Genomic DNA, 26,418 nt, shown 5'->3' on the forward strand with positions numbered 1-26,418 from the left:
ATGGAAGAGAAGTAATGAACCTAAAACTACTCGTGCCTGTTATTGCCGGTACACTTGTGTTATCGAGTAGCGCTTTTGCGTTACAAGCTAGCGACAGTATGAACGCGGCTGAAGCGGCGTATAAAAAGCCGACGATTGAAAACCTATTGACTAACCCTGCATTTGAAAATAAAGGGTTGGGTTGGAGTTACTGGTTTGCAAATTTTAAAGATGATAACGCATATGTAGGCAGTTATCGGGGAAGAATCGCCACAGGTTCTAGCCATAGTATTAGCCAAATGGTGACGATCCCAGAAACAGGTTATTACGATTTATCTGCTTACATCATTAGCCCAAGCAACGATGCGATCTTGTCTTTGACAAATATGGCGAACGAGGTTTTGGTCAGTACTGAAATTAAAAAAAGCAAAAAATACAAACGCACAGCACTTAAACATATTCCACTAGAACAAGGTGAGCAGCTAAAAGTTTTCTTTACTGGTTCAGATAAAGGCAGTGTGAGTGTCGATAATGTCACGTTGAGTAAAAGCCCTAAGAATAAAGCCCCAGCGTTTAACCAAGTGATTGGTTTCAATGTGACTGAACAATCTGGTTTAACTGCTATCAATAAAAACAGCAAAACCATTGAGTTTCTTCTGCCATTTGGCAGTGATTTAGAAAATGTGCAGCTAGGTGATATTACGGTTTCATCTGGTACTTCTGCATCGCTTCGTGCTGGTGATATCGTCGATTTTAGTCAACCCGTCACCATCACGTTGACTGATGAAAAAGGCCGTATAGAACAGTGGACAGCAACTGCTGTAGAGAAAGAAAAAGAAGTGGTCGTAACCTCTTCAAACCAAAAGCTTGAAGCTTCATTTGAATGGGCGATTGATAAAACCCGCCAGTTCGTGATGACAGATAAGCACGATTTGGTCAATCGAGATGAAAACAATAATGACGGCAGCGGAACCGCCGATTATATCCCTTCTTACTGGGCAGGTTACTTTGATCGTACCGCATTTTACTCGCGTGATTTTCTTCATCAGGCTACAGGTGCCAAGCTAGCAGGGCTGGATAAAGAAAATTTTTCAATGTTCAAAACCTTTGCACGTCACTCAACTGAATCAAGAAAATGGTACACCTTGTGGGCTGTTAACTTTGATGGTTCACCGCATACCATTGACTACAAAGACGACGACTGGTTTGTTCGTGAAGTACCCGCTCAGTTCGAGTTTTTAGAAAAAGCCTACGAGCAATATCAATGGACTGGTGATAAACGTTATATCGAAGATGAAGATCTTTGGCGTTTTTATACCAAGGTGTTAACTGATTATATTACCTTGCATGATTTGCAGGATCCTAACGGTATTGCCGAGGGTTACGGTGGTATTTTCGAAGGCTCAGCGACTTATAATGAACGCGGGGAGTTTCCGATTGAAGCTGGTGATGGTATCGGTTCACAATATCAAGCGACCGTTGCCTATGCGGCGATGCTTGAAGCGCGTGGTGACGACAGTGATGCCGAATTGTGGCAGGAAAAAGCTCAGAAACTCAAAGATTTTTTCAATCAAGATTGGAGCATTGCAGATCCAGAGAAACCATTGGCTAACTACGTCAATATCGTTCAAAAAGACGGTTTACGTTTGAACGATTTTGGTAAGGAAAATAGCTGGTTTATGCCAATGAAGCTGATCACCGAACCGGGCGAGCGCAATAACAATTATCTGGATTTTATCTCACAGAACCTAGGTGATGGTATTGGTACCACTCCAGAAGCCCCTAATAATATTGAAGCTTACACTTATATTCCAGAAACCTATTTCCCGTATAACCGTAACGAGGAAGCATGGAAGTGGATGCAATACATCATGGATAAGAAAGATCTGCCCCATGAACGTCCGACTCAAGGTACTAATGGTGATTATCCGGAAATTTCATTTACCTTCATATCAAATACCGTTGAAGGGTTAATGGGTATTAAACCGGATGCGGCAAACAATGCGGTTGTTACGGCTTCTCATCTAACAACGGATATTGATTGGCTGTCGGTAGATTACCTGCCAATGGGAGAGCATGAACTCACAATACGTCATGATGGATTGACCAAAACGACGCTCACTAACACATCAGAAAAAACACTGAACTGGCAAGCTTGGTTTTACGGTAACTATGAGGTGCTAAATGTCGATGGTGTATCGATGCCTGCTGAGCATAAATCCGTAAATGGTCAAACCGTGAGTTATGTTGAGATCCCTGTTGGAGGAAATGCAACACGGGTAGTGGAACGCTAGAACAAAAGCCTAGTGTGCCCACTTTAAATCTGGGTTGGTATTGATTTTCTATACTGATTTCCCCCGGCAATTTTACACGTTATTGTCGGGGGCTTTTTTAGCTTAATAAGAGGGAGGGAGCAATAGACGTGCACGTAGTCCAGGATTATTATCACTAAAAGCAAGCTCGCCGCCATGACAGACAATAACCGCTTCTACTAACGATAACCCTAGCCCAAAACCTTGATGTGTTCGGCTACGATCAACACGAAACATCGGTTCGCGAATACGTTCTTTATCCTTATCTGAAACCCCATAACCGTTGTCTGTTACAACTAATCCAAAGTTATCGACAATAACGATGATCTCTCCGCATTCGGGGGTATATTTGATCGCATTTTCAACTAAATTATAAATAGCGCGAAATAATAAACTAGGCTCTCCTTGTAAGTGATAGGGAGCATCTTGGCGCAGGTATAAATTTTGTTTTTTCTCATCAGAAATGGGCAGTAAAAATTCAATGACATCTTGGCTGATTTTGCTCAGATCAACGTATTCTTTTTCTAAATTTTGCTTACCACTATTCAAATTAGCGATTTCCAACATGCCGTTGAACATACCAAGTAAGATTTCAAGATCGTCGTGACAGGCTTCTAATTCATTTTGATGAGGGGAGTTATTGGTAACAAGCAAGCTTTCTAAACGTAGCTTCATGCGGGCAATAGGGGTACGCAAATCATGCGCCATACCGACTGATAATGATTTTAATGAATTCTCTTTTTTCTCAACTTGTTCTATGAGGAAATTTAAATGAATGGCTAATATATCAAATTCATCATCATTACGGCTAACGGGAAGCTTTACCCCTTTTTCACCATAAATAACCCGATTCATCCCTTGGTTTACTCGGCTGAGTTTATTGAGTATTGAAACAGCAAATAATGTTGCCCCTGCTAGCATTAAAATAACCGGTATAGCGATGCCTGTAAGTAACATTGGGGTAACGGTATCACGGTATTCTTGTAATAACTCGGGATTAATACCAATCACCAATTGTTCTTTATTGGGTAATAGAATAATGCTTTCGGGCTGAGTAACATTCAGTACGCTGACATTATTGCCTGATAGTACAGCAGGGTATGAGCGATTTGTAGCTGAATACGAGGCACTGCTAATGCGATAGGTAAATGCGTTATTTTGTTCACTTCTGTTTGCGACAGATTGGCGGATATTTTCAATATTGCCGGTGGCAGCCAACATTGAGAAAGTACTCGTTTCACTATTGAGTTCTCGTTTTAGCTGTTTATGGTAAAACGTTTCAGAACTTACGAAGACTTGGTGAATAAATAGCATAAACATCAATGCCACACAGGCAATGAAGTACAGCAACACTTTGAATATTGAAGATCGTGAAAGGTTATCAGGACCTGCGAAGGACATAGCCTGCACCTCGGATTGTATGGATCAAACCTAACTCACCATTTTCTTCTAATTTTTTACGCAGGTTGGCAATATGTACATCAATCACATTGGTTTTAGGGTCAAAGTGATAACTCCACACGGATTCAAATAAGCTCATTCTAGAGACAACATTTTCAGCGTGCTCCATTAAGTATTGCAGTAATAAAAACTCTTTCTGCTGTAGATTAAGTAAACGTTCACCTCGCCATACTCGGTGTGATTTCATGTCTAATCGTAGATCATCGTAGACATATTCAGTCACGACTTTTGTTGAAGAGTGGTGGCGTTTTACTAATATTTGAGCGCGAGCAATTAACTCTGCTAAGGCAAAAGGTTTGGTTAAGTAGTCATCGCTACCTGCGGTTAAACCGGTTACGCGATCTTCCACGCTATCCATTGCACTGAGGATCAATATAGGTGTTTGATTTTCAGTTGCCCTTATAGCCGCCAAGACCTTTATACCATCTAAAATAGGCAGCATTCGATCTAAAATGATCAGTTGGTATTCGCAACTGGTCGCCATCATTAAGCCTTTATGACCGTCGTCTGCCTCGTCAACGACAAAGCCATGCTCACGTAACCCTTTCGCGATAAATTCACGTGTGGTCAGATCATCTTCGATAACCAGTATTTTCATTTGAGACCTATTTAAAATGCTAAATGCTTGGTGATGGTATATCGCTTCGTTTTGTCGCCATTATAGATGCAGAAGTCATACTATTATAATAAAAAACGGCCTACCAAGGGCAGGCCGTTAAACAACTCTAGGGGGTAAAGTTGCTATTTCTTTATCTTATAGCGACTTCATTTGTGTCGCAATCGACTCAGCTTGTGGGCCTAAGATAACTTGTAGGTTAGCAGAACCAACATTAACGACAGCTTTAGCACCTAAGTTTTTCAGTTTATCATCATCAATAATACTGCGGTCAACAATGCCTAAGCGTAAACGAGTGATGCATGAAGAAATGTCGGTTAGATTATCTTTACCACCAAGAGCTGCTAAGTATTCTTTTGCAAGGTCACCCGCATCAACTTCTTTATTGTCTGTTTTAGGTGCGTCTTCACGGCCTGGAGTTTTCAAGTTGAATGCACGAATAACAGTGACAAAAGTAACGAAGTAAACAACACCCAAGCCAAGACCTAATGGAATAACCATCCAAGCATTTTTAGCTGCTGGGGCATTAAAGTTGATTAAGTAATCAATTAAACCAGAAGAGAAACTAAAGGCTAAGTGAATATCTAACATCGATGCTAATACTAAGCTCACGCCCATTAAGATTGCGTGAACTAAATACAGTGCAGGTGCTAGGAACATGAACATGAATTCGATAGGTTCAGTAATACCTGTTAAGAATGCTGTAAATGCAACACTCAATAGCATACCGCCAACACGCGCTTTATTTTCTTTTTTGGCTGTTACATAAAAAGCCGCAGCTGCTGCAGGTAGGCCGAACATGATTACAGGGAAGAAACCACCAAGAATTAATCCTGCGTTTGGATCGCCAGCCATAAAGCGAGCAATTTCACCTGTCGCGCCGTTGTATTCACCAAAGACGAACCACACCATGGTGTTCAAAATGTGATGAAGCCCAATAGGAATGAGTAAGCGGTTAGCAACACCATAAGCAAACTCACCAGGAGTACCACTGCTTAAAATCCAATGACCAAGGTCGTTGATCACAGATTGGATCGGGGGCCAAATAACAGAAAAACCATACGCTAAGATTAATGCCGCAAGGCCCGTAATAATAGGGACGAATCGCTTACCGGCGAAGAAACCAAGGAACTCAGGTAACTTGATGCTGTTGAAGCGGTTATACAGATGACCAGCAGTCAAACCGATAACGATACCGCCAGCAACCCCTGGGTCGACATTAGGATTTAACGAGCCGATAGCAGCTGTCATAATGAAGTAACCCACACAGGCTGCAATTGCAGCAGCGGCTGAATTATCTTTTGAAAAGCCACCTGCAACCCCCATTGCAAATAACAGTGCTAGGTTAGTAAATATTGCTTGTCCGCCAGCGGCTATAAAAGGAATGTCTAATAAGTCTGGTTGACCAAAGCGTAACAACATACCAGCAACCGGTAGTACTGCAATTGGGAACATCAATGCATTACCAAGTTTCTGGAAATAACCAAGTATGTTCATTTCCCTCTCCATATCGTCTAATTAAAAAATAACGACAACAACTGTGTTGTCGAAAAATATAACTTGGGTATAACAATACAGGTAAGCATCTAAAGTAAGATTTATCGGAACATTAAGGATCCTTAATGTTTCGGCATAAATGGCACTTTCAATGTGATTTCAATCACACAATTGGAAAGATAATAATTTGCGCGAATTATTTACTATTTTTCGTGGTTTATAGAGCCGCGTATTCGTTCGCTTTATCACGTCATGATTTTACAAGATTTGTTCACTTTCTATTCTGTTAAAATCATACGCTACAAAGCGTGCTATTCAGCACGGTTTGTAGTGCCATGGTTGATCTACTCTGCTGCCAGATTTCTTAATTGTGAATAAGATAGAAACATTATGCAGCCAGTGATTTTCCCATGTGGTATTCAAGCCTTGCCAGTGTCTGCTGAGGTTAGTTGTTCATTCGTCGGTAATGAGTTATTCCCTCAGTTCATTGCAACAGATAGTTCGGTATCGTTCTGTGATGAACAATATGCGATGTTGGAATTTTTATTACCCATAAACCCTGACACGCAAGTGATGGGCGATGGCTTTCAAATGTTGGCACAAACAGCGGGCTCGTTGAATCACCCTATTGATGTTGGACGCTGTCCTGATAATAACGAAAGCTATCGGATTTATTCGTCGAATGCCCCTAAGCGTTATTACAACTACTTAGTGATTGAGTCCTCTTATTCGGAATTTACGCTATTTGGCTTTACATCGTGTCATCGTTTTTCTGGCTATTTTGAATATAACAATGGGATGATTAAAGCTTATATTGATGGCGAAAGTGTGGCGATTCTTACGCAATCTTATCAAGAGAAAAGCACGCTAGAATCGATCACTGTGCTGCAGGGCAATGATATTAATGTTTTATACCAGCATTTTTCGGCATTAATTGAAGCAAACCATCCTGCCCGTTTAGGGGTTAGCCAAAAAGCACCTGTTGGGTGGTGTTCGTGGTACGCCTATTATGCAGGCGTGTCTGAGCAGAATATTCATCACAATGTTGATCAAATGCATGGTGAGCTTGAAGCGCTTGAATGGGTATTGCTTGATGATGGCTATCAAGCATTTATGGGTGATTGGTTAACACCGTCAGATCGTTTTGCTGGTGGTGTACAACATTTAATCCAGCAAATCAAAGCCAAAGGAAAGAAGCCAGCCATTTGGATGGCACCTTTTATCGCTCAACCAGAATCTAAAGTGTTCAATGATCACCCTGATTGGTTTGTTAGAAATGAACAAGATGAGCTGTTAAAAGCGGAAGATATTACTTATGGCGGCTGGCGTTGCACACCTTGGTATATTTTGGATACAAGCCACCCTGACGTACAGCAACATTTAATCCATGTTGTGCGTACTATGCGTGAAGAGTGGGGTGTTGAACTTTTTAAGTTGGATGCTAACTATTGGGGTACGTTGAAAGGATCACGTTATAAGAAGGGTGTAACGGGTGTTCAGGCTTACCGAATGGGAATGGAAGCGATAGCCAAAGGTGCTGGCGATGCTTGGCTATTAGGGTGTAATGCTCCTATGTGGCCGTCGCTCGGATTAGTTGATGCAATGCGAGTGTCTGATGATGTAGAGCGTCAACCACACCGTTTTGAACAAATTGCAAAAGAAACCTTTAGCCGCGCTTGGCAGCATCAACGATTATGGCAAATTGACCCTGATTGCGCAACGTTGATCTCGATAGAAGGGCAGGCGACATCAAGTGAAAACTACCATTTTCATCGTGATGTGTTATTGGCTTGTGGTGGTTTATTGTTATCGGGCGATCCGCTTTATCATCTTGATGATTTTGCTCGAAATACGCTATCAGCATTGATTGAAAGACAAAATGTTACGCAATCATCGGCTGTTTTTGATGATCTATTAATGCGGCATGCAGAACTTGATTATGGTGAAAGCGATAAATTACATGTGCTGTTTAACTTTAGTGGTGATGAAAAGCGTACCGTTATTTTAGATAGTAAGATTGGTGGTGAGTGGTGTGATTACTGGACGGGTGAACAAGTATCTTTAGCTACAAATACTCAATGTAGGGTTGATCTCAATGCCGGATTAATGAGCCGTGCTGTTCTATTTAAAGCAAAACGCTAACACGTATTGGTCTATACCCAAGCATCTTGAGGTAACTTGGGTATATTCGTGCGATTTGATGAAAGCTCGTGATGAAAAAACGTGTGAAATGGATTCTTATGTATCTTTACTAAAAAGAGATAAAAAATAGAATCCATTTTTTAGCATAATTTATTCCGAGACGATTAAGTTACGTCCATTTGCTTTCGCTTTATATAAACATTTATCTGCACGGCTAATAAGATCATGCACATTACTGTCAGCGTTGACGACCCCAGCACTAATTGTATAGCTAATTGAATTATTCAGGATATTGAACTGGCTATCTGCAATATCATTTTTTAACGCTTCAAGACGTTGGTTGAACACGATTGGAGAATTGCCATAAAGTATGCAAAATTCTTCGCCACCAAATCGTGCGACAAGGGCGTCTGAAAAGTAATTTTTTAATGTGTTAGCAAACTCAATCAACACCATATCGCCAATGTGGTGGCCATGGGTATCGTTGATTTTTTTAAAATTATCGATATCAAGTAATGCTAAACATCGAGGGCCCGAATGTTTTTTTGACAATGGTTGGTCAAAGAAATAACGACGGTTCCACGTTTGGGTTAGGTAGTCTTTATTCGCCAGATGAAAAAGGTGACGCTCAGAATCTAGCGTGTTTAATGTACTCTGTAAACGACAATAGAATTCCTCTTGATTAAATGGCTTGGTTAAAAAGTCATTTGCACCAGCTTTAAGAAACTTTGCGGTTAATGCAGCTTCATCACTGGCTGATAACCCTATTATTGCGACTTGTCCGGGACGATGAAGTTTTCGTATTTCTTTAATCAGGCTAACACCGTCACGTTCTGGCATTGAGTAGTCGGTAATAATTAAACTAATGTCTTTGTGTTGTTGGAAGACTTCTAGTGCGTGCTCACCATTTTTAGCTTCAACCACTGTTAGGTATTGGCGCTCAAGTAAACTGCGAATATAACGGCGAGCCGTTGTTGAATCGTCTACAACGAGTACTTTATGATCGCTGTTACTTTCTAGTCGTTTTAATATTGGAATGATTGACGCAATACAAGCTGGGCTATCTTTTGGAATATAATCAATAACCGTTTTGGCCAATACTTTTTCGCGTGTCATTTCATCCATTAAAGCCGTGAGAACGATAACTTTAATATCGACAGATAAACAAACATCAATAATCTCGCCATCTTGTCCATCAGGTAGACAATAATCAAGAATTGCGCATAGGAAGTCAGTTGTTTCATCAAGTATTCTTTCTGCTTCAGCGATAGTTTCGGCGAAGACTGGGAAAAAACCCGACTTTCGAAGTTCTATTTCAATCGCTCTTCGAAAAGGGCGGCTATCTTCTACAACTAATATTTTTTGTTCCATTGTTACGGCAACCTTGAGGAGATTATCTAATAGTTGAGTGATGTATCATTATGTGTTTTCAGGCGAAAGATTATGCGCTATTTTACAATATGATACAAATAAAGATGTCAAAAAAAAGTCTACAAATGAAGGTGATAACGGAAAAGTGACTATTTATTGACGGTGTTAGTTATATGGTATGCCATTCATGCTTTGGTAAACAATATCTTAAGCTTTAATGTTAATTTTTTGTTCTCAACCTGGTCGGTTTGTATGTCAATTGCTCGCCAGTGTTCATTGTTACTGATGGCTGGTATTGATAAAAAGCATATTAGTTATCATTCAGTTGTTATGTTTACAGCGAGTCTTTAAGTAAAATTAAACAGAAGTGATACGTAAAAATATAAAGCAACAAAAGTTAAACGCAGATGAATAGTTATCTTATATACCCAAGCTACCTTGGGTATAAACCTGCCCCCTTTGATGTTCCAAAAATGAAGATTCAAAGAGGGGGAGTGTTGTACTTAGTTCATGAATTTGGCAGTCATAATTTTATGGCTTATGGCTTATGGCTTATGGCTTATGGCTTATGGCTTATTGGCCTTGCCAAATCCTCTCACAGGTTTGACTACCATCTTGTTCAAGCGGTTTTTCGATTAACCAACGAATCGGTGATACAACGGGGCTTGTCGTAAAGCGAACCGAAGTTTCGAAAATAGCAGACCAAGGTACATCCAGATCGAAGTCTTCAAACTTACCATGTACTTCTACTGGGGTTTGTAAGCTGAATATTTGCGCCTTCTTTGACTTAGGGCTTAGGTATAAATCAAACGCGCGATCAGCATAACTGGCATTAAACAAACCATTGACTTGAATGCGAGTGGTATCAAGTAGCAAGTTACGTTGAGTCATTGTTCCCTGTTTAATATCCATGCCCGCTGCAACACAATTTAATACCGATGGGTCATTATTGGTAAAGTTGGGTAAAATGGCATCGGTTAAGCTTACAGCCCACAGATCAATTAAGTTGGCTTCAAATGTTTTAGGCCAAGCAGCAAAGCCAATGAATCCGTTCGCATTATTCATCAGTGTATCTGGGGTATTGGCGATGCTTGTTAGGTTAAATTGCGTACTTATTTTACCGTGCATGTCTGTGTTCGGATCGAGTCGACGAGCAAGAATGCCATAATCAAAATTGGTTACTTTACCTTGCAGGTTAATATCAAACATTTCTTGTTTGGCTTTCACTTCACCATGGATATTGATATCGCCACCGGGTAATTTCACATGCAATGGTTGCAGAGTGAATTGCCCTTGCTCTAGTTGCCAATATAGTTTTCCCGCGCCTAGCCAGTCATCACCCGATCGTACTTCATCCACATCGAGCTTGAAGTTAGCGTTCACTATCTCTAAACCTTCAGGGCTAATAACGGGCACTGCATCACTATCTTTGTTCTTGCTATCGATAGGAATACTTTCAATAGTTTGTTCTTTATCTAACCATGCTTGCCAACCAGTAGTCTTAAAGTTATTAATTTGGATAAATGGTGCATGCAAAGTGATATCAACGAAAGGGCGATCTTGCCCTTTCATTGGCGGAATAATGTCACCTTTTCCCATCAGTTTACTGTCACCCACCTGTACCATCATATCGCGCAGGTGGTAGCCGATATCATCCATCGACATTTGAGCCGCTAGTTTTACTGGGCCATAAGGGGGCAGTTCAACACCGGTAAATACGTTAAAGCGATCTAAGTTCGGTGTGTAAGCATCAAAAGCGAGATTTAAACGTTTAATGTCCATTGGCAGGGTAACGTTAGAGCGCGCATTGAATGCCATATCACCCACATTAACCGTTAAATTAACGGGCATTGATTTTCGTCCGTCATTAGCTTGTTTAAGTGACAATGAATCCAATTTTATAGAAACAGCGTGTTCAGATGCTTGTCCAGCTATTTTTAGCTGTGTTGCATCATTAGGACCCGTAATAAAGTGTCCATTATCAAGTGAAACATTAATGGCTTTTCCTGTGTAAACATCAGCGAGTTTAAGTTCGCCTCCCGACATTTTAGCCTCAATTTTGGCTTGTTCCATTAACTCGATAATCGTGCGACCCGATAGGTCAATGGCAAGTTGGGCTGATTTAAGCTTCATGCTCAAATCATCGGTCACATCAAACTGCGATAAAATACGACCAATATCGGAATTATTAACACCAAGATTGAGCTGCGTACTAATGTTTGCATTATTTAAGTTAAACGCAATATCTCCGTTATAACGACTGCCTGCATAGCTAGCGCCAAAAGGGGAAGCTGGCATTTTTCCGTTTCGCACTTTTCCTGTGAAGTTCACGTTATCGACGTGTTGATCTGCCCATGTCATTGTCTTTACGCGAAGTGATAAATCAGCATCTGCAATAACAAGATCATTGCCTAATAGCGGCACATCTAGATTCACACCTTGTGTCGGTACTGCTTGTTCTACTTGGGGTAATTCATCATCGTTAACAAACTGACCAAATTGCGTGAAATCCAATTGATCAAATTGCATGTTAAGCACTAAAAATGGGTTACCGTCTTCTGGTCGCCATTTTGCTTCAAATTGCCCTTTGGTGTTCATTAAAGATAAAGAGGGTATATCAAGGTTGATCCACTTATCTTGATAAGTCAGTTTACCGTTTAATGCAATTTCACCGTTTACATTAGTTTGCGTACCTAACCAAGGGCTTAGTTTGCTAGCATCATCGCCTTGAACGGTTAGGTTGAACCAACTGCCTTCTTGCCATTGAGTGCCGACTAATAAGCCTTGTGCTTTTACATCTAAAACTGAGCTATCGATATGTAATCGTGTTGGCCAATCGCGACCATTAATAATGTCACCGAGCGTGCCAGCTTTAGCCGTTACATGGGTCGGAATACCCATGAGCTCGCCTTGAATATCAGAGCTGAAAGGGCGATTCATTCCTGCTGCTAATTGGGCGGTATCAATTGCAAATGTTGCTTGGCTGCCCCAGCCGACGTTGGCATCATCAATTGAAAGTGCAATTTGGCTGTTATCTAACCATTCTTGCAGTTTGGTGCCTTGCGTGGTGATTGTTAACTCAGACGATGTTAGGTGACCAGAGGCGTAAGGAATACCGGTTAACCAGCCCGCAATTTCCCCTAGAGACGAATCTTTTGCTCCCAGTGTAATATCGACATTCGATGTCCATTCTGTTGCATCGATCGTTGCATTACCACGAAATGGTACATTGGCAATGTCTGCGGTCATTGGCGCTTGTAGTTTTCCGTCGATCCCTTCGATATTTAGCGATAAATTGGCGACGTTTGTACCTAGCCCTTTCACTTCGCCTATATTTACACCGACTTTGGTGGTGGTTTTTGTCAGCCATTGGTCGAGTGCCCGCTGTAATGGTGACTGCTGTGGTGGTGCACCATAAGCCGACATCATCATTGGTTGTGGCTCTTCTGGTTGTAGCCATGGGCGCAAATCAATCAATGGAATATCGAGTTGCCCTTCAATAAAGTTATGACCGTCTGTGTATGGCACATCCAGCTTAACGTCAAGGTAGCCTTTGGCTTGGGTTATCGGGCTTTGTAGCGAAAGGTCGGTAATCGCGAAATGATTCATAGAAGCGATGACATCAGCGTTTACGCTGAGTGGTGCGATAGGTTTTACATCAAGCCCTAATAAATCTTCAATGGGGCGGGTATCTTGCCAATCAAGCTGCACTGTAGCGTGTGACTCACCTTGTTGCAGCGGTACGACATTCGCATCGATGTTAAGTTGCGCACCTGCAAATTCTCCTTTCGCTTTCAGTAAACCCTGCTGCTCATTAATTAGGGTTTCCAGATCGCCTTCAAGGGTTAAATCATAATCTTGCCCTAGGGTGTGCCCTTTAATATCAAGCTGCCATGTATCTGGTTTGGTCAGATTAAGGTTTTCTAAAAACAAGCCAATATATTGATTTTGAGTCTGATCTTCATAAGCGAATGTAATATTTTTCGCTGAAATGCTGTCACTTAAACGTAATGAGAAAGGCAATCCGGAATTCGATGGGTCTTGGCTTTCATCATTAACATTTAGGTTTACTGCGCTTGCTGGTGAGGGCTGCTCATTAAATGCCCAATTGGTTACGCCATCGGCTGTCTTGGTTAAATTAAGCGCGATATCTTCAAACTCAAGATGATCAATTTTCAAGGTATTATTTAAAAGCGATAACACTGATATTTGGGCTTCTAAGTAACCTGATGTCAGCATTGGTTGCCATGGAATAGCCTCAATATTACCGATCATTACTCCTTCAAGCCGAATAGCCGGGCTGAATGAGATCTCAAGTTCGATATCGCCTGTTATTTCAGCGTCGCGATGAAGGTTATCGGTTAGCCATTGATTAATGTAAGTACGGTGTGGCGCGAGATCTAAATTAACGCCGTAACTTAATACGCCCGTTATTAGGATCATTGGACTTAAAAGGCCAATCGAGGCCCATTTGGCAATTTTTTTTAATCGACGAGGCTTAATAGAAGGCGAAGCGTCTGTTTGTGAATGCGGTTGAGTCATAAATTAAGCGCTTTAAATGTCCAGGATAAATAATAAATTGGATGATGTTTTATTGCTTAAGATATCATGAATAAGGGCTTTACAGATATGAGTTGACCATAAAATGACAGTACAAATTACCTGTATCCGTAATCAGTCTTACTAAAGGTAAGCTAGTATCTCGGTGGCGTATTTCTCTTGGATTACCCTGTAAAGCCGTTATGAAGGGAATTAATATAAAATATGCGTGTTGTTGCTAAATATAAAATTCCCTATTATCTAACGCTACATACCGATATTGAGCCAATGCCATGAAAATTGATTTAACCAATCTGATTACCGAAAGCCGTAATGCAGCCAGCCAGCACATCGATACCTTATCAACCATCGATATGTTGAAAGTGATCAATGACGAAGATAAAAAAGTGGCATTAGCGGTTGAACAAATATTACCAGAAATTAGCCAAGTGGTAGATGCCATCACTGAGGCATTTAAAAAGGGTGGGCGTTTAATTTATACCGGTGCTGGTACATCTGGTCGTCTGGGTATTTTAGACGCGAGTGAGTGCCCACCTACTTATGGTTCTAAACCTGAACAAGTTGTTGGTCTTATTGCTGGCGGTCATACTGCTATTTTACGTGCAGTAGAAAATGCAGAAGATAACCGTGAGTTGGGTGAAGGTGATTTAAAAGACCTTAATTTTAATGAAAAAGATGTGCTCGTCGGAATAGCGGCAAGTGGACGTACTCCTTATGTTTTAGGGGCAATGGCGTATGCAAAATCAGTGAATGCTACTGTTGCTTGTATTAGCTGTAACCCCAATAGCCCTATGACAGCAGCTGCTGATATTAGTATCACGCCTGTTGTGGGTGCAGAAGTGGTAACGGGTTCATCCCGCATGAAAGCAGGCACTGCGCAGAAGTTGGTGCTGAATATGCTGACGACGGGAGCAATGATTCGTTCGGGTAAAGTGTTCGGCAATTTGATGGTCGATGTTGAAGCCACCAATGCCAAGTTGGTTGAACGTCAGAAGAAGATTGTTATTGAAGCAACCGACTGCAGCCGAGAAGAAGCAGAAAGTGCATTAGCCGCATGTAACGGACATTGCAAAACAGCAATCGTAATGGTGTTGGCACAGTTAAGTGCAGAAGAGGCAAAGCAGTTATTGGATAATAATAAAGGCTTTATTCGTGCTGCGATTGCGGTAGAAAAAAGATGACGATTCTTCGGAGAGTTACTTTCCGTCAGACACTATACCCAAGCTAACTCAATATGTAGGGTTCAATGTTGATCACTAAACATTGAACCGCTATGCAATTGAGTATGCGCCATTGCTAGAAAATTAGATTTGCAAAAAAGTGTCTTCATCATCGAGACAGATAAAGAAAGATATTATGTATCTTTATTTTTCATCTATACCAACATGACGTTGATACCTGTGTCTTTCAATTGAGTAATAACTTCTGGGTTAGCGTCTTTACCAGTGATTAAAGTGTGAATCTTCGTCGCGTGGCAGAACAACATACCTGCGCGTTGACCAACTTTACTGCTATCTGTGAGTACGACCAATTTACCCACGTGATCTAACATTTTTTGTTCTGCCATCGCCGTGAGCATGTCCATTTTGTATAACCCATCAGCAGTTAACCCTTTACCGCTGGTGAACATCCAATGCCCAGCATATAACGATGACACTTCGTCTTGTGGTGCTAAGGTGATGGACTGCGTTTTATTGTATTGGCCACCAATGATGACAACTCCATCGTGTTCTTCTTCAATTAGGTAGTTTGCCAACGGGAAAAAGTTGGTGATTACTTGCACATCTTGTCCACAAAGCTCTTGCCCTAATAGGAAGGCTGTTGAACCACAATTGATAACCGCACTTTCACCCGGTGCAATCAGAGAGGCGGCTGCTTGGGCAATACGCACTTTTTCATCATGGTTTGAGACATGATTAATATTAAATGGAGACCAAACAGCTTTTTCTTGAGTGATGGCTTCTGCGCCATTACGGACTTTTCTTAACTTCTTCGAATCATTGAGCTTATTGATATCACGACGTGCTGTTGCCGGTGAAATATCATAGGCCTCGATAAGGCTATTTACGGTGATATATCGTTTCTGCTGCAAGAGTTCTAGGATGGCACTATGCCGTTGTGCTTCTGTCATAGCATGCCTTTATTATGATTATTACTGACTGCTTATGATTGTATACCGCGAGTTATGAGATTAAAAGACGTCATCTGCTCGCATTAGCCGAGAAATGACACGTATCAAGTGTATGTATAGATTCTGTAAGCTCAGACGCATATCGTGTCGATTTTCAGCGCCTGAGTTAACAACTTTTCTTCGTGATGACGTCGATTTATGAGGTTAATGTAGGGAAGCTCAGGTATTACGTGAGCGCAAACCCTGCTGCTTGTCCCATTTCAGTGAGACGAGTTTTTGCTAATTGAATGTTGTTGGCCCATTCATCATCTTGAGCCCACATTTCAATTACCATAGGGGCAGCGTAGTCCATGTTAGCTAAGGTTTTGAAAATTGATGGGAAATCGACATCGCCTTCACCTATTACTAAGTCGCGGAATTGGCCTTTACAGGTACTACTGACTTTTAATGTGTCTTTTAAGTGAATTTGGATGATGTGATCGCTGCTGAGTTGTAGCTCGGTACAGATATCATAATTCCATCCGGTGATGTTGCCGACATCGGGGTAGGCCATGAAGTACGGTGAAGGAATGGCTTTTTTCAGTACTTCAAATTTGCCGAGTGAGTTGAGGTAAGGGGTATCCATAATTTCGACACCTAGCATGATACCTGCGCGTTCTGCCATTTTTGTGGCTGCTTTCATGCCTTCGATGAAGCGTTGGTGGGTTACTGCGGTTTGTGGTTCGTAATACACGTCGTAACCGGCCAGCTGGATGCAGCGGATACCGAGTTTATAGGCCAAGTTGATGGCCTTCTCCATAATGACATAGGCTTCATGACGAATCGCTTCATTTTCAGAACCGAAGGGGAACTTACGGTGTGCACTCAAACACATCGACTGTAATGGCAAGCCGTGTTGTTCGCATAAATGGCGTAGGTTGTAAATTTCTTCATCGCTCCAGTCTAAGCGTGCTCGACGTTCATCTGATTCATCGACCGAAATTTCAATAAAATCAAAACCAAGATCTTTTGCGGCTACGATTTTTTGTTCCCATGACAAGTCTGCTGGCATAGCTTTTTCATACAAACCAAGGCGGAATTTCTTATTAAAATTATGCATATATCACCTAAATTAAGTGGAGGGCTTAGAAGCAATCTGCGATGATTTCACTGATGCCTTGGTCGTTATTTGTGGTGGTTGTGATACGGTCTGCGATCTGCTTGACTGCCTCATCGGCATTGGCCATGGCGACGCCGAGCCCTGCAAGGGTGATCATGGAAATGTCATTGTGGTTATCACCTATCGCTACAACCTTGCTTGGGTCAATGTGTTGGTCTGCTAAGTATTCAGCCAAGCGAAAGCCTTTAGTGTTGCCTTTGTTGGAAAAATCGATACGGTTCGACCACGACTTCTCACCAGTAAAAGTGCTACGAATAAACGGTAATTCTGCGAAATGTGTGATGTTTTCAATGTCACCTTCAACCACGAATTTCCAGATGTAGGCGTTGTTGTCGATTTCATCCAAGAAAGAATGAATGCGTTCAATCTCGGGTTTAATGTCATCAGGAAACTGTTGCGACCAGATTTCCATTGCTTCCATATAGTGGATGGGTGTTTTAGCCGAGAATGTCATTTTGTTGGTGACGTACATCACCATGTTCAGTTTGTTTTGCTGTGCCAACGTGACAAATTGACGGGCATTGTCGTGAGAAATGGCCTGTTCAGTGATCACGCTGTTGGTTGAATAGTCATATACATAGGTGCCATTGCAGCAAATGATCGGGGTATCGAGTTCGAGATCATGGTGGTATGGACGGGCGGCGGTATGGTGGCGGCCTGTGACTAACAACACAGTAGTGGTGTCTTTAATGCGTGCGATTGCGTCCTTTATTTCGGGTAAGATCTGATGGTCAGTGGTTAATGTCGTGCCATCTAAATCTAAGGCCAGCACGGAGTAAGTCATGTTTATTCCCTTTGATTGAATCGCGTAAACCATATAAGTAAACGGGAAATGGTGAGTCCTGTCCTTTCATTACTCGGTGAGAAATGAAAGGGCTACCTTCCAACACAAACGATGCGAACCGAAAACAGGAAGATAGCCACAGGTTTTTTTTGTAGGATTAAGAGTTTTTAATACTTACAAGAATGCCTTGAATGGTAATTCTGGTTCGTCTGTAAAGATGTCGGCAAAACCACGAGGGTGCTGGTAGTACATCTTCGCTTGGTCTGTTGGGAAGGTGTATTTACCGCCCACTTGCCAGAAGAAAGGACTAAATCCATAACCCAGACGATCTTTTTTCATCTTCCATAACACTTCAATTTCACGAGGATCGTTTTGGAAGTTGGCCCAAATATCGTGATGGAAAGGCATAACGACTTGCGCATCTAATGATTCTCCGGCACGCAAGATGTCGGAAGCGGTCATTTTGTCGGTTACGCCACGTGGGTTTTCGCCGTAAGACAACAGAGCGACATCAATTTGATTATCGTTGCCGTGTTTTGCGTAGTAATTTGAGTAGTGTGAATCCCCAGAGTGGTAAACATTACCACCCGTAGTTTTCACCAAATAGTTCACTGCGCGGTCGTCCATGCCATCTAAAATCGACTTGTCGTACGAAGAGGTGCCTTCTGGTAGTGTCACCAATGCAGTACGGTCGAAAGCGTCCAATACTTTGATGGTTATATCGCCCACCGGAATCTCATCACCAACTTTGGCTATAATGCATCGATCTTCTGGCACGCCCCAGCCTGTCCATAGATCCACACAAGCTTTTGGTCCGATGAATTTCACGTGCTCACCACAGTTATGCAGTACTGCAGAGGCAACGTTAATATCGATGTGATCGGCATGATCATGGGTAGCCAATACCGCATCAATATTTTTAATCCCGAATGGGTCAAGTACGAACGGTGAAGTTCGTAGGTTCGGCTGTAAGTTGCGAACACCACCCATACGCATCATCTGATGCTGATTTTTCATGTGTGGGTTGCCGTGTGTTCTCTTACCCGTACCACACCAAAAATCGATAGAAATGTTGGTATTACCTTCAGATTTTAGCCAAATTCCCGTACAACCGAGCCACCACATTGCAAAGGTACCTGGCTGCACATCTTCGTGATCAATTTCTTCGTTTAGCCATGTGCCCCACTCAGGGAACGTATTGAGAATCCATGATTCGCGGGTAATTTCGTCAACTTTGCTCATCTGATAGACCTTTCGTTAAATGAATTTAAAAAATCGTCCGAAACGTGCCGGTATGGTGCGTTTCGCTATAAAAACAAATGCGTACTTTTTTCTATATCTGGGTATTGGTTTATACCAACACCACTTCAATTCCTTGTGCTTCCAGCGCGCCCACTACATCGTGAGGGGCATCTCGCCCAGTGATCACGATGTCAATTTGAGCCGTGGAGGCAAATAACATCCCCACGCGTTGTCCAACTTTCGAACTGTCGACTAACACCACGAGTTTGGTCGCTTGCTTCATCATTTTCTGTTCTGACATAGCCGCAAGCATGTCCATTTTGTATAGCCCATCAGCTGTTAAGCCTTTGCCACTAGTGAACATGTAATGCGCGGCATAACCATGTCCCACTTTTTGATGAGGAGCCAGCATCAGGCCTCGTGTTCGGTGGTATTCCCCGCCAATGATCACCACATCATCATGCTCTTTCGTGATCAAATAGCGGATCAGTGGGAAGTAATTAGTAATAACCAAAACATCGCTGCCGCAGATCTCTTGACCTAATAAGAAGGCTGTTGAACCGCAGTTGATCAACACGCTGTCGCCACTGTGGCAAAGCTGTGCGGCATAGTGCGCAATGCGTGTTTTTTCATCATGATTGGAAGTTTGATGAATGTTCATGGGAGACCAAAACATGCGTGCTTGTGGCTTTGCCTCTGCACCATTACGTACTTTGGTTAATTTGCCTTGCTCTTCCAATTTATTGATGTCGCGTCTAGCTGTTGCTGGTGAGACACCAAAAGTATTGATGACTTTTTCAACCGTAATCGCTCGACGATGATTCAGAATATTAAGTAAAGCATTGTGGCGTTGTGATTCAGTCATGTGTCTTACCTCTACTGCTTTCACAATGACACTTTGTGATTCGCAATGACTATAACAATCACGATTGTGATTATCAATGATTACTTTTGGTGTTTTGTGACTGAGTTAAAACTTTATTTTCACCACTTTAACGAAGAGGTTACAACTAGTTGAAATTAAAGTGAGAAGTGTCAAAAAGGATTTTTTGCGAGTTAGTTAGCATTTTCAACCGTTTTGATACGCATTATCACCCACATGATAGCCAAAATTGATCTGTATCAATAGGAAGGGATAATCAACGAGAGCTCTCTCACATAAAATCAAACTATGACTTTTTATGATTATTTGTGATTGCTATGGTGATTACGCGAACAGAAAGCAGGTTGATAAAAATAGAGAATAAGAAACGGCGAAAAGCCAATCACCCCGTGATAGAAAGCGATGAGGTGTACGCACCTACGTTGCGATGGAGCATCATTATGGACACCCTATACGACATTTTTTACATCTTCTACAGCCAAGTCATGACAAAGGCCCCGTTATTACTTGGCTTAGTAACATGTATTGGTTACATCCTGCTAAGACGTGACACGACCACAGTTATAAAAGGCACTATCAAAACCATTGTTGGTTTTATGTTGGTACAAGTTGGTGCAGGTACTTTGGTTGCTGGTTTTAAACCGGTGATTGAAAAACTCTCTGAATACCATGGTTTAACAGGGTCGGTTATTGACCCTTACACCACCATGATGTCCACAATGGAAACTATGGGTGATAACTACTCATGGGTTGGTTATGCCGTCTTAATGGCTTTAGGTCTCAATATCCTCTTGGTGGTTTTCCGCCGATATACTGGTATTCGAACCATTATGCTGACGGGACACATCATGTTCCAACAAGCAGGCTTGATAGCGGTGTTCTACTTCATTCTTGGTGCTGGCATGTGGGAAACCATTATTTACTCGGCAATTTTGATGGCTCTGTATTGGGGTATTTCCTCCAACATTATGTTCAAACCGACCGAAGAAGTAACGGGTGGCGCAGGCTTCTCTATTGGTCACCAACAACAGGTTGCATCATGGATTGCGACTAAAGTTGCTCCAAAATTGGGCAATAAAGAAGACAGTGTTGACCACCTTAAACTGCCTAAATGGCTACACATTTTTCACGATAGTATTGCTGCTACAGCAATTGTGATGACAGTGTTCTTCGGTATTATTTTGTTGTCATTCGGCCTTGATAACTTACAAGCGATGGCAGGTAAAACGAACTGGTTCATTTATATCCTTGAAACGGGCTTGAAGTTTGCTGTTGCGATTCAAGTGATTGTTGCTGGTGTACGCATGTTCGTAGCGGAATTATCTGAAGCCTTTAAAGGGGTGTCAGAACGTGTGATTCCGAATGCGGTTTTGGCGATTGACTGTGCGGCGATTTATGCTTACTCACCGAATGCGATGGTATTTGGTTTTATGTGGGGTGCGATTGGTCAGTTTACGGCTGTGTTAGCGATGCTTGCTTTTGATGCTCCTATCATGATTATTCCTGGCTTCATTCCAATGTTTTTCTCGAATGCGACCATCGGTGTGTTTGCTAACCACTTTGGTGGGTGGAAAGCTGTGATGAAGATCTGTTTCGTCATGGGCATCATTGAGGTATTAGGCTCAGCATGGGCTATTCATTTGTTTGCGCAACAAGGCACAGAATTTAACGGTTGGATGGGCATGGCCGATTGGGCGTTAGTATTCCCACCAATCATGCAAGGTCTGTCTATGTCGAACTGGTTCTTCTTGGTTTTACTAGCAGCTGCTGGTGTGTACATGTTCTTTGCTTCAAAAACATTGCGTGCTGAAGAAGATGCAGAAGCGGCGTTGGCTGTTACACAACCGATAGAAGAAGCCGTAGTGGACGTTGCAGAGCAAGCGATTAAAAGCTCAGCAGGGCGTGCTATTCGTATTTTGGCTGTGTGCGGGAACGGACAAGGCTCATCCATGATGATGAAAATGAAAATTGGTAAATACCTTGAGAAGAAAGGGATACCGCATGTCATGGATTCGTGTGCTGTTTCAGATTATAAATCCAAGCTCGTGAATACCGACATTATTGTGTCTTCTAAACACCTTTCTGGTGAGATGCAACCGGGTGAAGGCAAGTATGTACTAGGCGTACAAAACATGCTGAACCCTAATTCTTTCGGTGATGAATTGCTGAGCTTAATCAATAAAATTTAGCGAATTAATCACAATGCCTCGGTGGGTTGTTGGCAGAGTACAATCCACCGAACACATGGAGTACATCATGAATTTTAAACAATCACTGAACGACAACAATTCCATTAACCTTCAAGCACAAGCTGCCGATTGGAAAGCGGCGATTAAATTGGGTACCGATATGCTGATTGCTTCGGGCGCGGTGCAACCTAGTTATCACGACGCCATCATTAGTAGTGTGGAAAAGCTGGGACCTTACATTGTGATTGCTCCGAATTTTGCGATGCCACATGCTCGTCCTGAAGATGGCGTGAATCGCACTGCTTTCGCCTTAGTAACCTTGCAACAGCCTGTGTATTTTGAGGGGGAAGAAGAGCCTGTTGATGTTCTGGTGACGTTGGCTGGCAGTTCATCAGATGAGCATATGGAAGGCCTGATGGAAGTGACGCAGGTATTGGAAGATGACGACAGTGAAACGGGGGTTGATCTCGATAAGCTTCGCCATTGTCGCAGTAAAGATGATGTGTACCGTGTGATTGAAGAAGCGTTAGCGCTTGTTGTGTAAGCAACATATGCACGGCTGACTATCTATGGGCAGTGTGTTGGCATGCTGCCCAATATAGGAGATGAACAATGTTTAATGCATTGAAAGAGAAAGTCTTAGAAGCGAACCTGCTGCTGCCAAAATACGATTTGGTGACCTTTACGTGGGGTAATGTGTCTGAAATTGATCGCGTAAGAGGCGTGGTCGCCATTAAGCCTTCAGGGGTAGATTATGATGTTATGACGGTGAATGACATTGTGGTGGTTGATTTAACTGGCAAGGTGGTAGAAGGAACGATGAATCCGTCCAGTGATACCGCGACTCACCTTGAGTTGTACAAGGCATTTCCTGCATTAGGAGGAATTGTACATACCCATTCTCGCCATGGCACGATATGGGCACAGGCAGGGTTAGATATCCCAGCGTTAGGTACCACCCATGCTGATTATTTTTACGGTGATATTCCGTGCACGCGTTCATTGACACCGCGTGAGATCGACAATGATTACGAGAAGAATACGGGCTTAGTGATTGTTGAAGAATTCACTCGCCGTGATATTGACCCGAGTGCAGTACCCAGCGCAATCATTGCTGGTCATGCCCCTTTTTCGTGGGGTAAAGATGCGTTTGACGCCGTACATAATGCTGTAGTGCTAGAAGAAGTGGCTGCAATGGCATTATCGACACGCAGCTTAAACAGTGGCATTAGAATTCAACAAGAATTATCGGATAAACACTATTTTAGAAAGCACGGTGCTAACGCGTATTACGGACAAAAATAGGCGTGAATGTTATTGCTTGAATTATTGAGCCAGCTACCAAGTGCTTCATCAACATGTATTCCTGACACATTGACGACAGTAACACCGTGATTGTATGACCAAAGATAAGTGATTGAAGACTTGTCGGGTTTCGTGCGCCTACATGTTGGTGACGATACAAAATAATGGGCTATTTGTTATCGATGTAAATGACTTAACCATTTCGAAAAGGATTAAAAACCATGACTAAACCACTATTACAAATTGCATTGGATTCAACTGACTTAGCAACCGCTGTTACCGTTGCGAATAACGTGGAAAGTTTTGTTGATGTGATCGAAATAGGCACTATTCTCGCGTTTGCGGAAGGTATGTCTGCTGTTAATACGCTACGTAAACGCCACCCTGAACATATTATTGTATGCGACATGAAAACCACTGATGGCGGGGCGATTTTAGCCAAGATGGCGTTTGAAGCTGGAGCGGACTGGATCACTGTCTCGGCTGCTGCACATATTGCGACCATCGAAGCGTGTAAGAAAGTAGCGGATGATTTTAATGGCGAAATCCAAATTGAATTGTACGGAAATTGGACTTTGAATGACGCCCAATCTTGGGTAGATTTAGGCATAAAACAGGCGATTTACCACCGTTCACGTGATGCGGAATTAGCCGGTGTAAGTTGGACACCTGAAGATATCAGCCGTATGCGAGTGTTGTCTGAAATGGGTATCGAAGTGTCGATTACTGGCGGTATTGTGCCTGAAGACATTCACTTGTTTGAGGGAATTAAAGCCAAAACCTTCATTGCGGGTCGTGCTCTTGCCAATGATACGGGTAAAGCGACTGCTGAAGCGCTGCGTACTGAAATTAACAAATATTGGTAAGGACCGAGATATTATGGAATCTTTTGACTTTAACATTACCAATGAAAATGGCTTGCATACTCGCCCAGGAGCTTTGCTGGTGAAAGCTTGTAAGGTTTTTTCTTCTTCAGTTACGGTGACTAAAGGTGAGCGAACAGTGAACGCCAAAAGTTTGATGAAGTTAATGGGCTTGGGTATTTGTAAGAACGACCAAATTCTAGTGGTCGTCGAGGGTGACGATGAAGCTGAAGCGATTGTTTATCTTCACGGTTTCTTGGCTGAATTAAAAGGGTAGTTAAAGAAACTGCTTAAATTAACTAAAAAAACCGTGGTGTTGAAAAGGCAGTAATTTTCTATTACTGCCTTTTTGTTAATAGGGACTGTTTGTTAATAGGAACGGTAATTACCTATAATACAAGCGAGTCTAACTACACGGCGTAGCATCAGACTGCGTGCACTCTTCCTGAACTTTCTCCAGTTCCATATGATAGATTTCAATGATTTTTTCTGCAGAAGCATCAATATCTTGCGCTGTGGTATGGCAACTCAAAACGGAGAACAACATCGTCTTAAGCCCTTTGTAGCCAGACGTCGAGGGGTAACAAAAACCATCTTGCTGAAGTTGGTGAACAATACGGGCGGTCAGCTGATCACGAAATGCATCATCTCCCTTGCCAAACTGAGCAGAGAAACGGTTTGACACCACATCATTGAGAATCGTGATGCCATCAACATTACGGAGCTTATCAGCCATTCGTTTCGCCAACGTGCAGCAGTTATCTAAATGAGCTTGAATACCTTCTTTACCCAGCGATTTGATCGTGGCGTATACTGGTACACCTCGAGCTCGACGAGAGGCAGAGATACCGAAGTTAATAGCATTTCTGTCTGGTTTTGCAATGGCGTCAGTGAGGTAATCTCCCATGTTATTCCCCCCCATAGCCTTCGCCAATAAACATGCATCTTTTACTATCACCATGCCGCTGTCATAAGGCATGTTGAACCACTTATGACCATCGGTATCCCATGAGTCTGCTTTCTCTATTCCTTTCAATAAATGTTTTTGTGTATCACTAGCGGCTGACCATAAGCCAATAGCACCATCAACATGAAGCCAAGCATTCGGATGGGCTTCAGCACAAGATGCAATTTCATCAAACGGGTCAAAAGCACCAGAATCGATACACCCAGCCTGAGCACAAACTAAGGTTGGCCCATCACATTCGGCCAGAATCGCTGGCAATGTATCTGGAATTATTCGGAGGTTATGATCGGTGGGAATAGTCTTAATATCATTAAGTCCAATGCCAATCATTGATAAAGCACGTTTAATCGTAGAATGAATTTGATCACTCATCACAACATGAATACGGGGCGCGCCATATAAGCCATTTGCAGCAACATCCCAGCCTGCTTTTTTCAGCAAGCTGTTACGAGCAGTGATCAATGCAGTATAAATAGCTTCCTGAGCGCCAGAAGTGAAACCCACACCCGCGGTTTTTGGTAGGTTTAGCAGATCAAGCATCCACTCTGCAGCCGTTTCTTCAACAATGGATGTTGCGGGGCTTGATACGTAATAAGGTACATTTTGATCCCATGCGCTCACGAGCCAATCTGCCGCCAACGCAACAGGGAACGAGCCTCCAATCGCATAGCCAAAATAGCGAGGTCCGCCGGAGCCGATCAACCCTTCTTCAACATCCGTGACCAATTGCTGAATAACGTGCTCAGGGGATGTTCCCGCCATAGGCAATGTGCCTCCAATTGCTTTTCGGAGACTCTCAGAACTTGACTGTTTATCAATTGGTCTTTCAGGCAAAGATTCTAGGTAATCGACTGCATGGTCTAACGAACTATTTAGTAATTGACGATACTGATTAAACTTATGGGACATAACAAACCTCATTAATATGACTGAACGACCTCCATAAATTACCCTTGT

At 42.3% G+C, this 26,418-nt stretch carries 19 protein-coding genes; 8 read left to right on the forward strand and 11 right to left on the reverse strand.

What is annotated here, in order from left to right:
* Positions 1-14 precede the first annotated feature (14 nt).
* Positions 15-2,273 carry a glucosidase family protein gene (locus tag C9J12_RS04210; RefSeq protein ID WP_107241565.1) on the forward strand — a complete coding sequence of 753 codons (2,259 nt, stop codon included), beginning with the start codon at positions 15-17 and terminating at the stop codon, positions 2,271-2,273.
* Positions 2,274-2,375: 102 nt separating this feature from the next.
* Here the strand turns inward: C9J12_RS04210 and C9J12_RS04215 are convergent, their stop codons facing one another.
* From C9J12_RS04215 to nagE, 3 genes are all read right to left on the reverse strand, one after another.
* Complete coding sequence (locus C9J12_RS04215) at positions 2,376-3,692, reverse strand: sensor histidine kinase (protein WP_107241566.1); 1,317 nt, start codon at positions 3,690-3,692, stop codon at positions 2,376-2,378.
* A complete protein-coding gene (locus C9J12_RS04220) occupies positions 3,673-4,350 on the reverse strand; it encodes a winged helix-turn-helix domain-containing protein (RefSeq protein ID WP_107241567.1) in 678 nt (225 codons plus the stop codon). Before C9J12_RS04220 ends, C9J12_RS04215 begins: the two co-directional genes overlap by 20 nt.
* A gap of 156 nt (positions 4,351-4,506) precedes the next feature.
* Positions 4,507-5,865, reverse strand: a complete 1,359-nt coding sequence (gene nagE / locus C9J12_RS04225) for an N-acetylglucosamine-specific PTS transporter subunit IIBC (protein WP_107241568.1) — start codon at positions 5,863-5,865, stop codon at positions 4,507-4,509.
* Between the two features lie 390 nt (positions 5,866-6,255).
* On the opposite strand from nagE, the gene C9J12_RS04230 reads away from it, so the two are divergent.
* Complete coding sequence (locus tag C9J12_RS04230; RefSeq protein WP_107241569.1) at positions 6,256-8,007, forward strand: glycoside hydrolase family 36 protein; 1,752 nt, start codon at positions 6,256-6,258, stop codon at positions 8,005-8,007.
* Positions 8,008-8,157: 150 nt separating this feature from the next.
* Here C9J12_RS04230 and C9J12_RS04235 read toward each other — a convergent pair whose 3' ends face one another.
* A complete protein-coding gene (locus C9J12_RS04235; protein WP_107241570.1) occupies positions 8,158-9,378 on the reverse strand; it encodes a response regulator in 1,221 nt (406 codons plus the stop codon).
* A gap of 573 nt (positions 9,379-9,951) precedes the next feature.
* Positions 9,952-13,920 carry an AsmA family protein gene (locus C9J12_RS04245; RefSeq protein ID WP_107241572.1) on the reverse strand — a complete coding sequence of 1,323 codons (3,969 nt, stop codon included), beginning with the start codon at positions 13,918-13,920 and terminating at the stop codon, positions 9,952-9,954.
* Positions 13,921-14,210: 290 nt separating this feature from the next.
* Between C9J12_RS04245 and murQ the strand changes: the two genes are divergently transcribed.
* Entirely contained in the window at positions 14,211-15,119 is a 909-nt protein-coding gene (murQ, locus tag C9J12_RS04250) for an N-acetylmuramic acid 6-phosphate etherase (protein WP_107241573.1), read from the forward strand.
* A 194-nt stretch (positions 15,120-15,313) separates the two neighbouring features.
* On the opposite strand, the gene ulaR (C9J12_RS04255) is transcribed toward murQ, so the two are convergent.
* From ulaR (C9J12_RS04255) to ulaR (C9J12_RS04275), 5 genes are all read right to left on the reverse strand, one after another.
* Complete coding sequence (ulaR, locus tag C9J12_RS04255; RefSeq protein WP_107241574.1) at positions 15,314-16,069, reverse strand: HTH-type transcriptional regulator UlaR; 756 nt, start codon at positions 16,067-16,069, stop codon at positions 15,314-15,316.
* A gap of 226 nt (positions 16,070-16,295) precedes the next feature.
* Positions 16,296-17,168, reverse strand: a complete 873-nt coding sequence (locus tag C9J12_RS04260; RefSeq protein ID WP_107241575.1) for an L-ribulose-5-phosphate 3-epimerase — start codon at positions 17,166-17,168, stop codon at positions 16,296-16,298.
* Between the two features lie 25 nt (positions 17,169-17,193).
* Positions 17,194-18,012, reverse strand: coding sequence for a Cof-type HAD-IIB family hydrolase (locus C9J12_RS04265; RefSeq protein ID WP_170111715.1), 819 nt, complete (start codon positions 18,010-18,012; stop codon positions 17,194-17,196).
* 174 nt (positions 18,013-18,186) lie between these two features.
* Positions 18,187-19,254: an L-ascorbate 6-phosphate lactonase gene (ulaG, locus tag C9J12_RS04270; protein ID WP_107241577.1), complete on the reverse strand. Its 1,068-nt coding sequence runs from the start codon at positions 19,252-19,254 to the stop codon at positions 18,187-18,189.
* Between the two features lie 109 nt (positions 19,255-19,363).
* Positions 19,364-20,119 (reverse strand): HTH-type transcriptional regulator UlaR, encoded by a 756-nt coding sequence (gene ulaR / locus C9J12_RS04275; RefSeq protein ID WP_107241578.1) that lies wholly within the window; start codon positions 20,117-20,119, stop codon positions 19,364-19,366.
* A 458-nt stretch (positions 20,120-20,577) separates the two neighbouring features.
* On the opposite strand from ulaR (C9J12_RS04275), the gene C9J12_RS04280 reads away from it, so the two are divergent.
* The 5 genes from C9J12_RS04280 (at position 20,578) to C9J12_RS04300 (ending at position 24,771) form a co-directional block, all read left to right on the forward strand.
* Positions 20,578-22,326, forward strand: a complete 1,749-nt coding sequence (locus C9J12_RS04280) for a PTS ascorbate-specific subunit IIBC (RefSeq protein ID WP_107241579.1) — start codon at positions 20,578-20,580, stop codon at positions 22,324-22,326.
* A gap of 67 nt (positions 22,327-22,393) precedes the next feature.
* Complete coding sequence (locus tag C9J12_RS04285) at positions 22,394-22,870, forward strand: PTS sugar transporter subunit IIA (RefSeq protein WP_041394894.1); 477 nt, start codon at positions 22,394-22,396, stop codon at positions 22,868-22,870.
* A gap of 68 nt (positions 22,871-22,938) precedes the next feature.
* The gene (locus C9J12_RS04290) at positions 22,939-23,631 is read left to right on the forward strand and encodes an L-ribulose-5-phosphate 4-epimerase (protein ID WP_011220365.1); all 693 of its coding nucleotides are present in this window, start codon (positions 22,939-22,941) and stop codon (positions 23,629-23,631) included.
* Positions 23,632-23,852: 221 nt separating this feature from the next.
* Entirely contained in the window at positions 23,853-24,497 is a 645-nt protein-coding gene (locus tag C9J12_RS04295) for a 3-keto-L-gulonate-6-phosphate decarboxylase UlaD (RefSeq protein WP_011220366.1), read from the forward strand.
* Between the two features lie 13 nt (positions 24,498-24,510).
* Positions 24,511-24,771, forward strand: coding sequence for an HPr family phosphocarrier protein (locus tag C9J12_RS04300; RefSeq protein ID WP_107241580.1), 261 nt, complete (start codon positions 24,511-24,513; stop codon positions 24,769-24,771).
* Positions 24,772-24,900: 129 nt separating this feature from the next.
* Here the strand turns inward: C9J12_RS04300 and C9J12_RS04305 are convergent, their stop codons facing one another.
* Positions 24,901-26,370 carry a pyridoxal phosphate-dependent decarboxylase family protein gene (locus C9J12_RS04305; protein ID WP_107241581.1) on the reverse strand — a complete coding sequence of 490 codons (1,470 nt, stop codon included), beginning with the start codon at positions 26,368-26,370 and terminating at the stop codon, positions 24,901-24,903.
* Positions 26,371-26,418: the final 48 nt, after the last annotated feature.

It is taken from the genome of Photobacterium frigidiphilum (genome assembly GCF_003025615.1).
Taxonomy (GTDB): Bacteria; Pseudomonadota; Gammaproteobacteria; order Enterobacterales; family Vibrionaceae; genus Photobacterium; species Photobacterium frigidiphilum.

Bases quoted from the DNA above. Each gene is read 5' to 3' on its own strand.
- ulaR (WP_107241578.1), bottom strand. From the start codon at position 20,119: ATGACTGAATCACAACGCCACAATGCTTTACTTAATATTCTGAATCAT.
- C9J12_RS04265 (WP_170111715.1), bottom strand. From the start codon at position 18,012: ATGACTTACTCCGTGCTGGCCTTAGATTTAGATGGCACGACATTAACC.
- ulaG (WP_107241577.1), bottom strand. From the start codon at position 19,254: ATGAGCAAAGTTGACGAAATTACCCGCGAATCATGGATTCTCAATACG.
- C9J12_RS04300 (WP_107241580.1), top strand. From the start codon at position 24,511: ATGGAATCTTTTGACTTTAACATTACCAATGAAAATGGCTTGCATACT.
- C9J12_RS04280 (WP_107241579.1), top strand. From the start codon at position 20,578: ATGGACACCCTATACGACATTTTTTACATCTTCTACAGCCAAGTCATG.
- ulaR (WP_107241574.1), bottom strand. From the start codon at position 16,069: ATGACAGAAGCACAACGGCATAGTGCCATCCTAGAACTCTTGCAGCAG.
- C9J12_RS04305 (WP_107241581.1), bottom strand. From the start codon at position 26,370: ATGTCCCATAAGTTTAATCAGTATCGTCAATTACTAAATAGTTCGTTA.
- C9J12_RS04220 (WP_107241567.1), bottom strand. From the start codon at position 4,350: ATGAAAATACTGGTTATCGAAGATGATCTGACCACACGTGAATTTATC.
- C9J12_RS04235 (WP_107241570.1), bottom strand. From the start codon at position 9,378: ATGGAACAAAAAATATTAGTTGTAGAAGATAGCCGCCCTTTTCGAAGA.
- C9J12_RS04285 (WP_041394894.1), top strand. From the start codon at position 22,394: ATGAATTTTAAACAATCACTGAACGACAACAATTCCATTAACCTTCAA.
- C9J12_RS04230 (WP_107241569.1), top strand. From the start codon at position 6,256: ATGCAGCCAGTGATTTTCCCATGTGGTATTCAAGCCTTGCCAGTGTCT.
- C9J12_RS04215 (WP_107241566.1), bottom strand. From the start codon at position 3,692: ATGTCCTTCGCAGGTCCTGATAACCTTTCACGATCTTCAATATTCAAA.
- murQ (WP_107241573.1), top strand. From the start codon at position 14,211: ATGAAAATTGATTTAACCAATCTGATTACCGAAAGCCGTAATGCAGCC.
- C9J12_RS04245 (WP_107241572.1), bottom strand. From the start codon at position 13,920: ATGACTCAACCGCATTCACAAACAGACGCTTCGCCTTCTATTAAGCCT.
- C9J12_RS04210 (WP_107241565.1), top strand. From the start codon at position 15: ATGAACCTAAAACTACTCGTGCCTGTTATTGCCGGTACACTTGTGTTA.
- nagE (WP_107241568.1), bottom strand. From the start codon at position 5,865: ATGAACATACTTGGTTATTTCCAGAAACTTGGTAATGCATTGATGTTC.
- C9J12_RS04260 (WP_107241575.1), bottom strand. From the start codon at position 17,168: ATGCATAATTTTAATAAGAAATTCCGCCTTGGTTTGTATGAAAAAGCT.
- C9J12_RS04295 (WP_011220366.1), top strand. From the start codon at position 23,853: ATGACTAAACCACTATTACAAATTGCATTGGATTCAACTGACTTAGCA.
- C9J12_RS04290 (WP_011220365.1), top strand. From the start codon at position 22,939: ATGTTTAATGCATTGAAAGAGAAAGTCTTAGAAGCGAACCTGCTGCTG.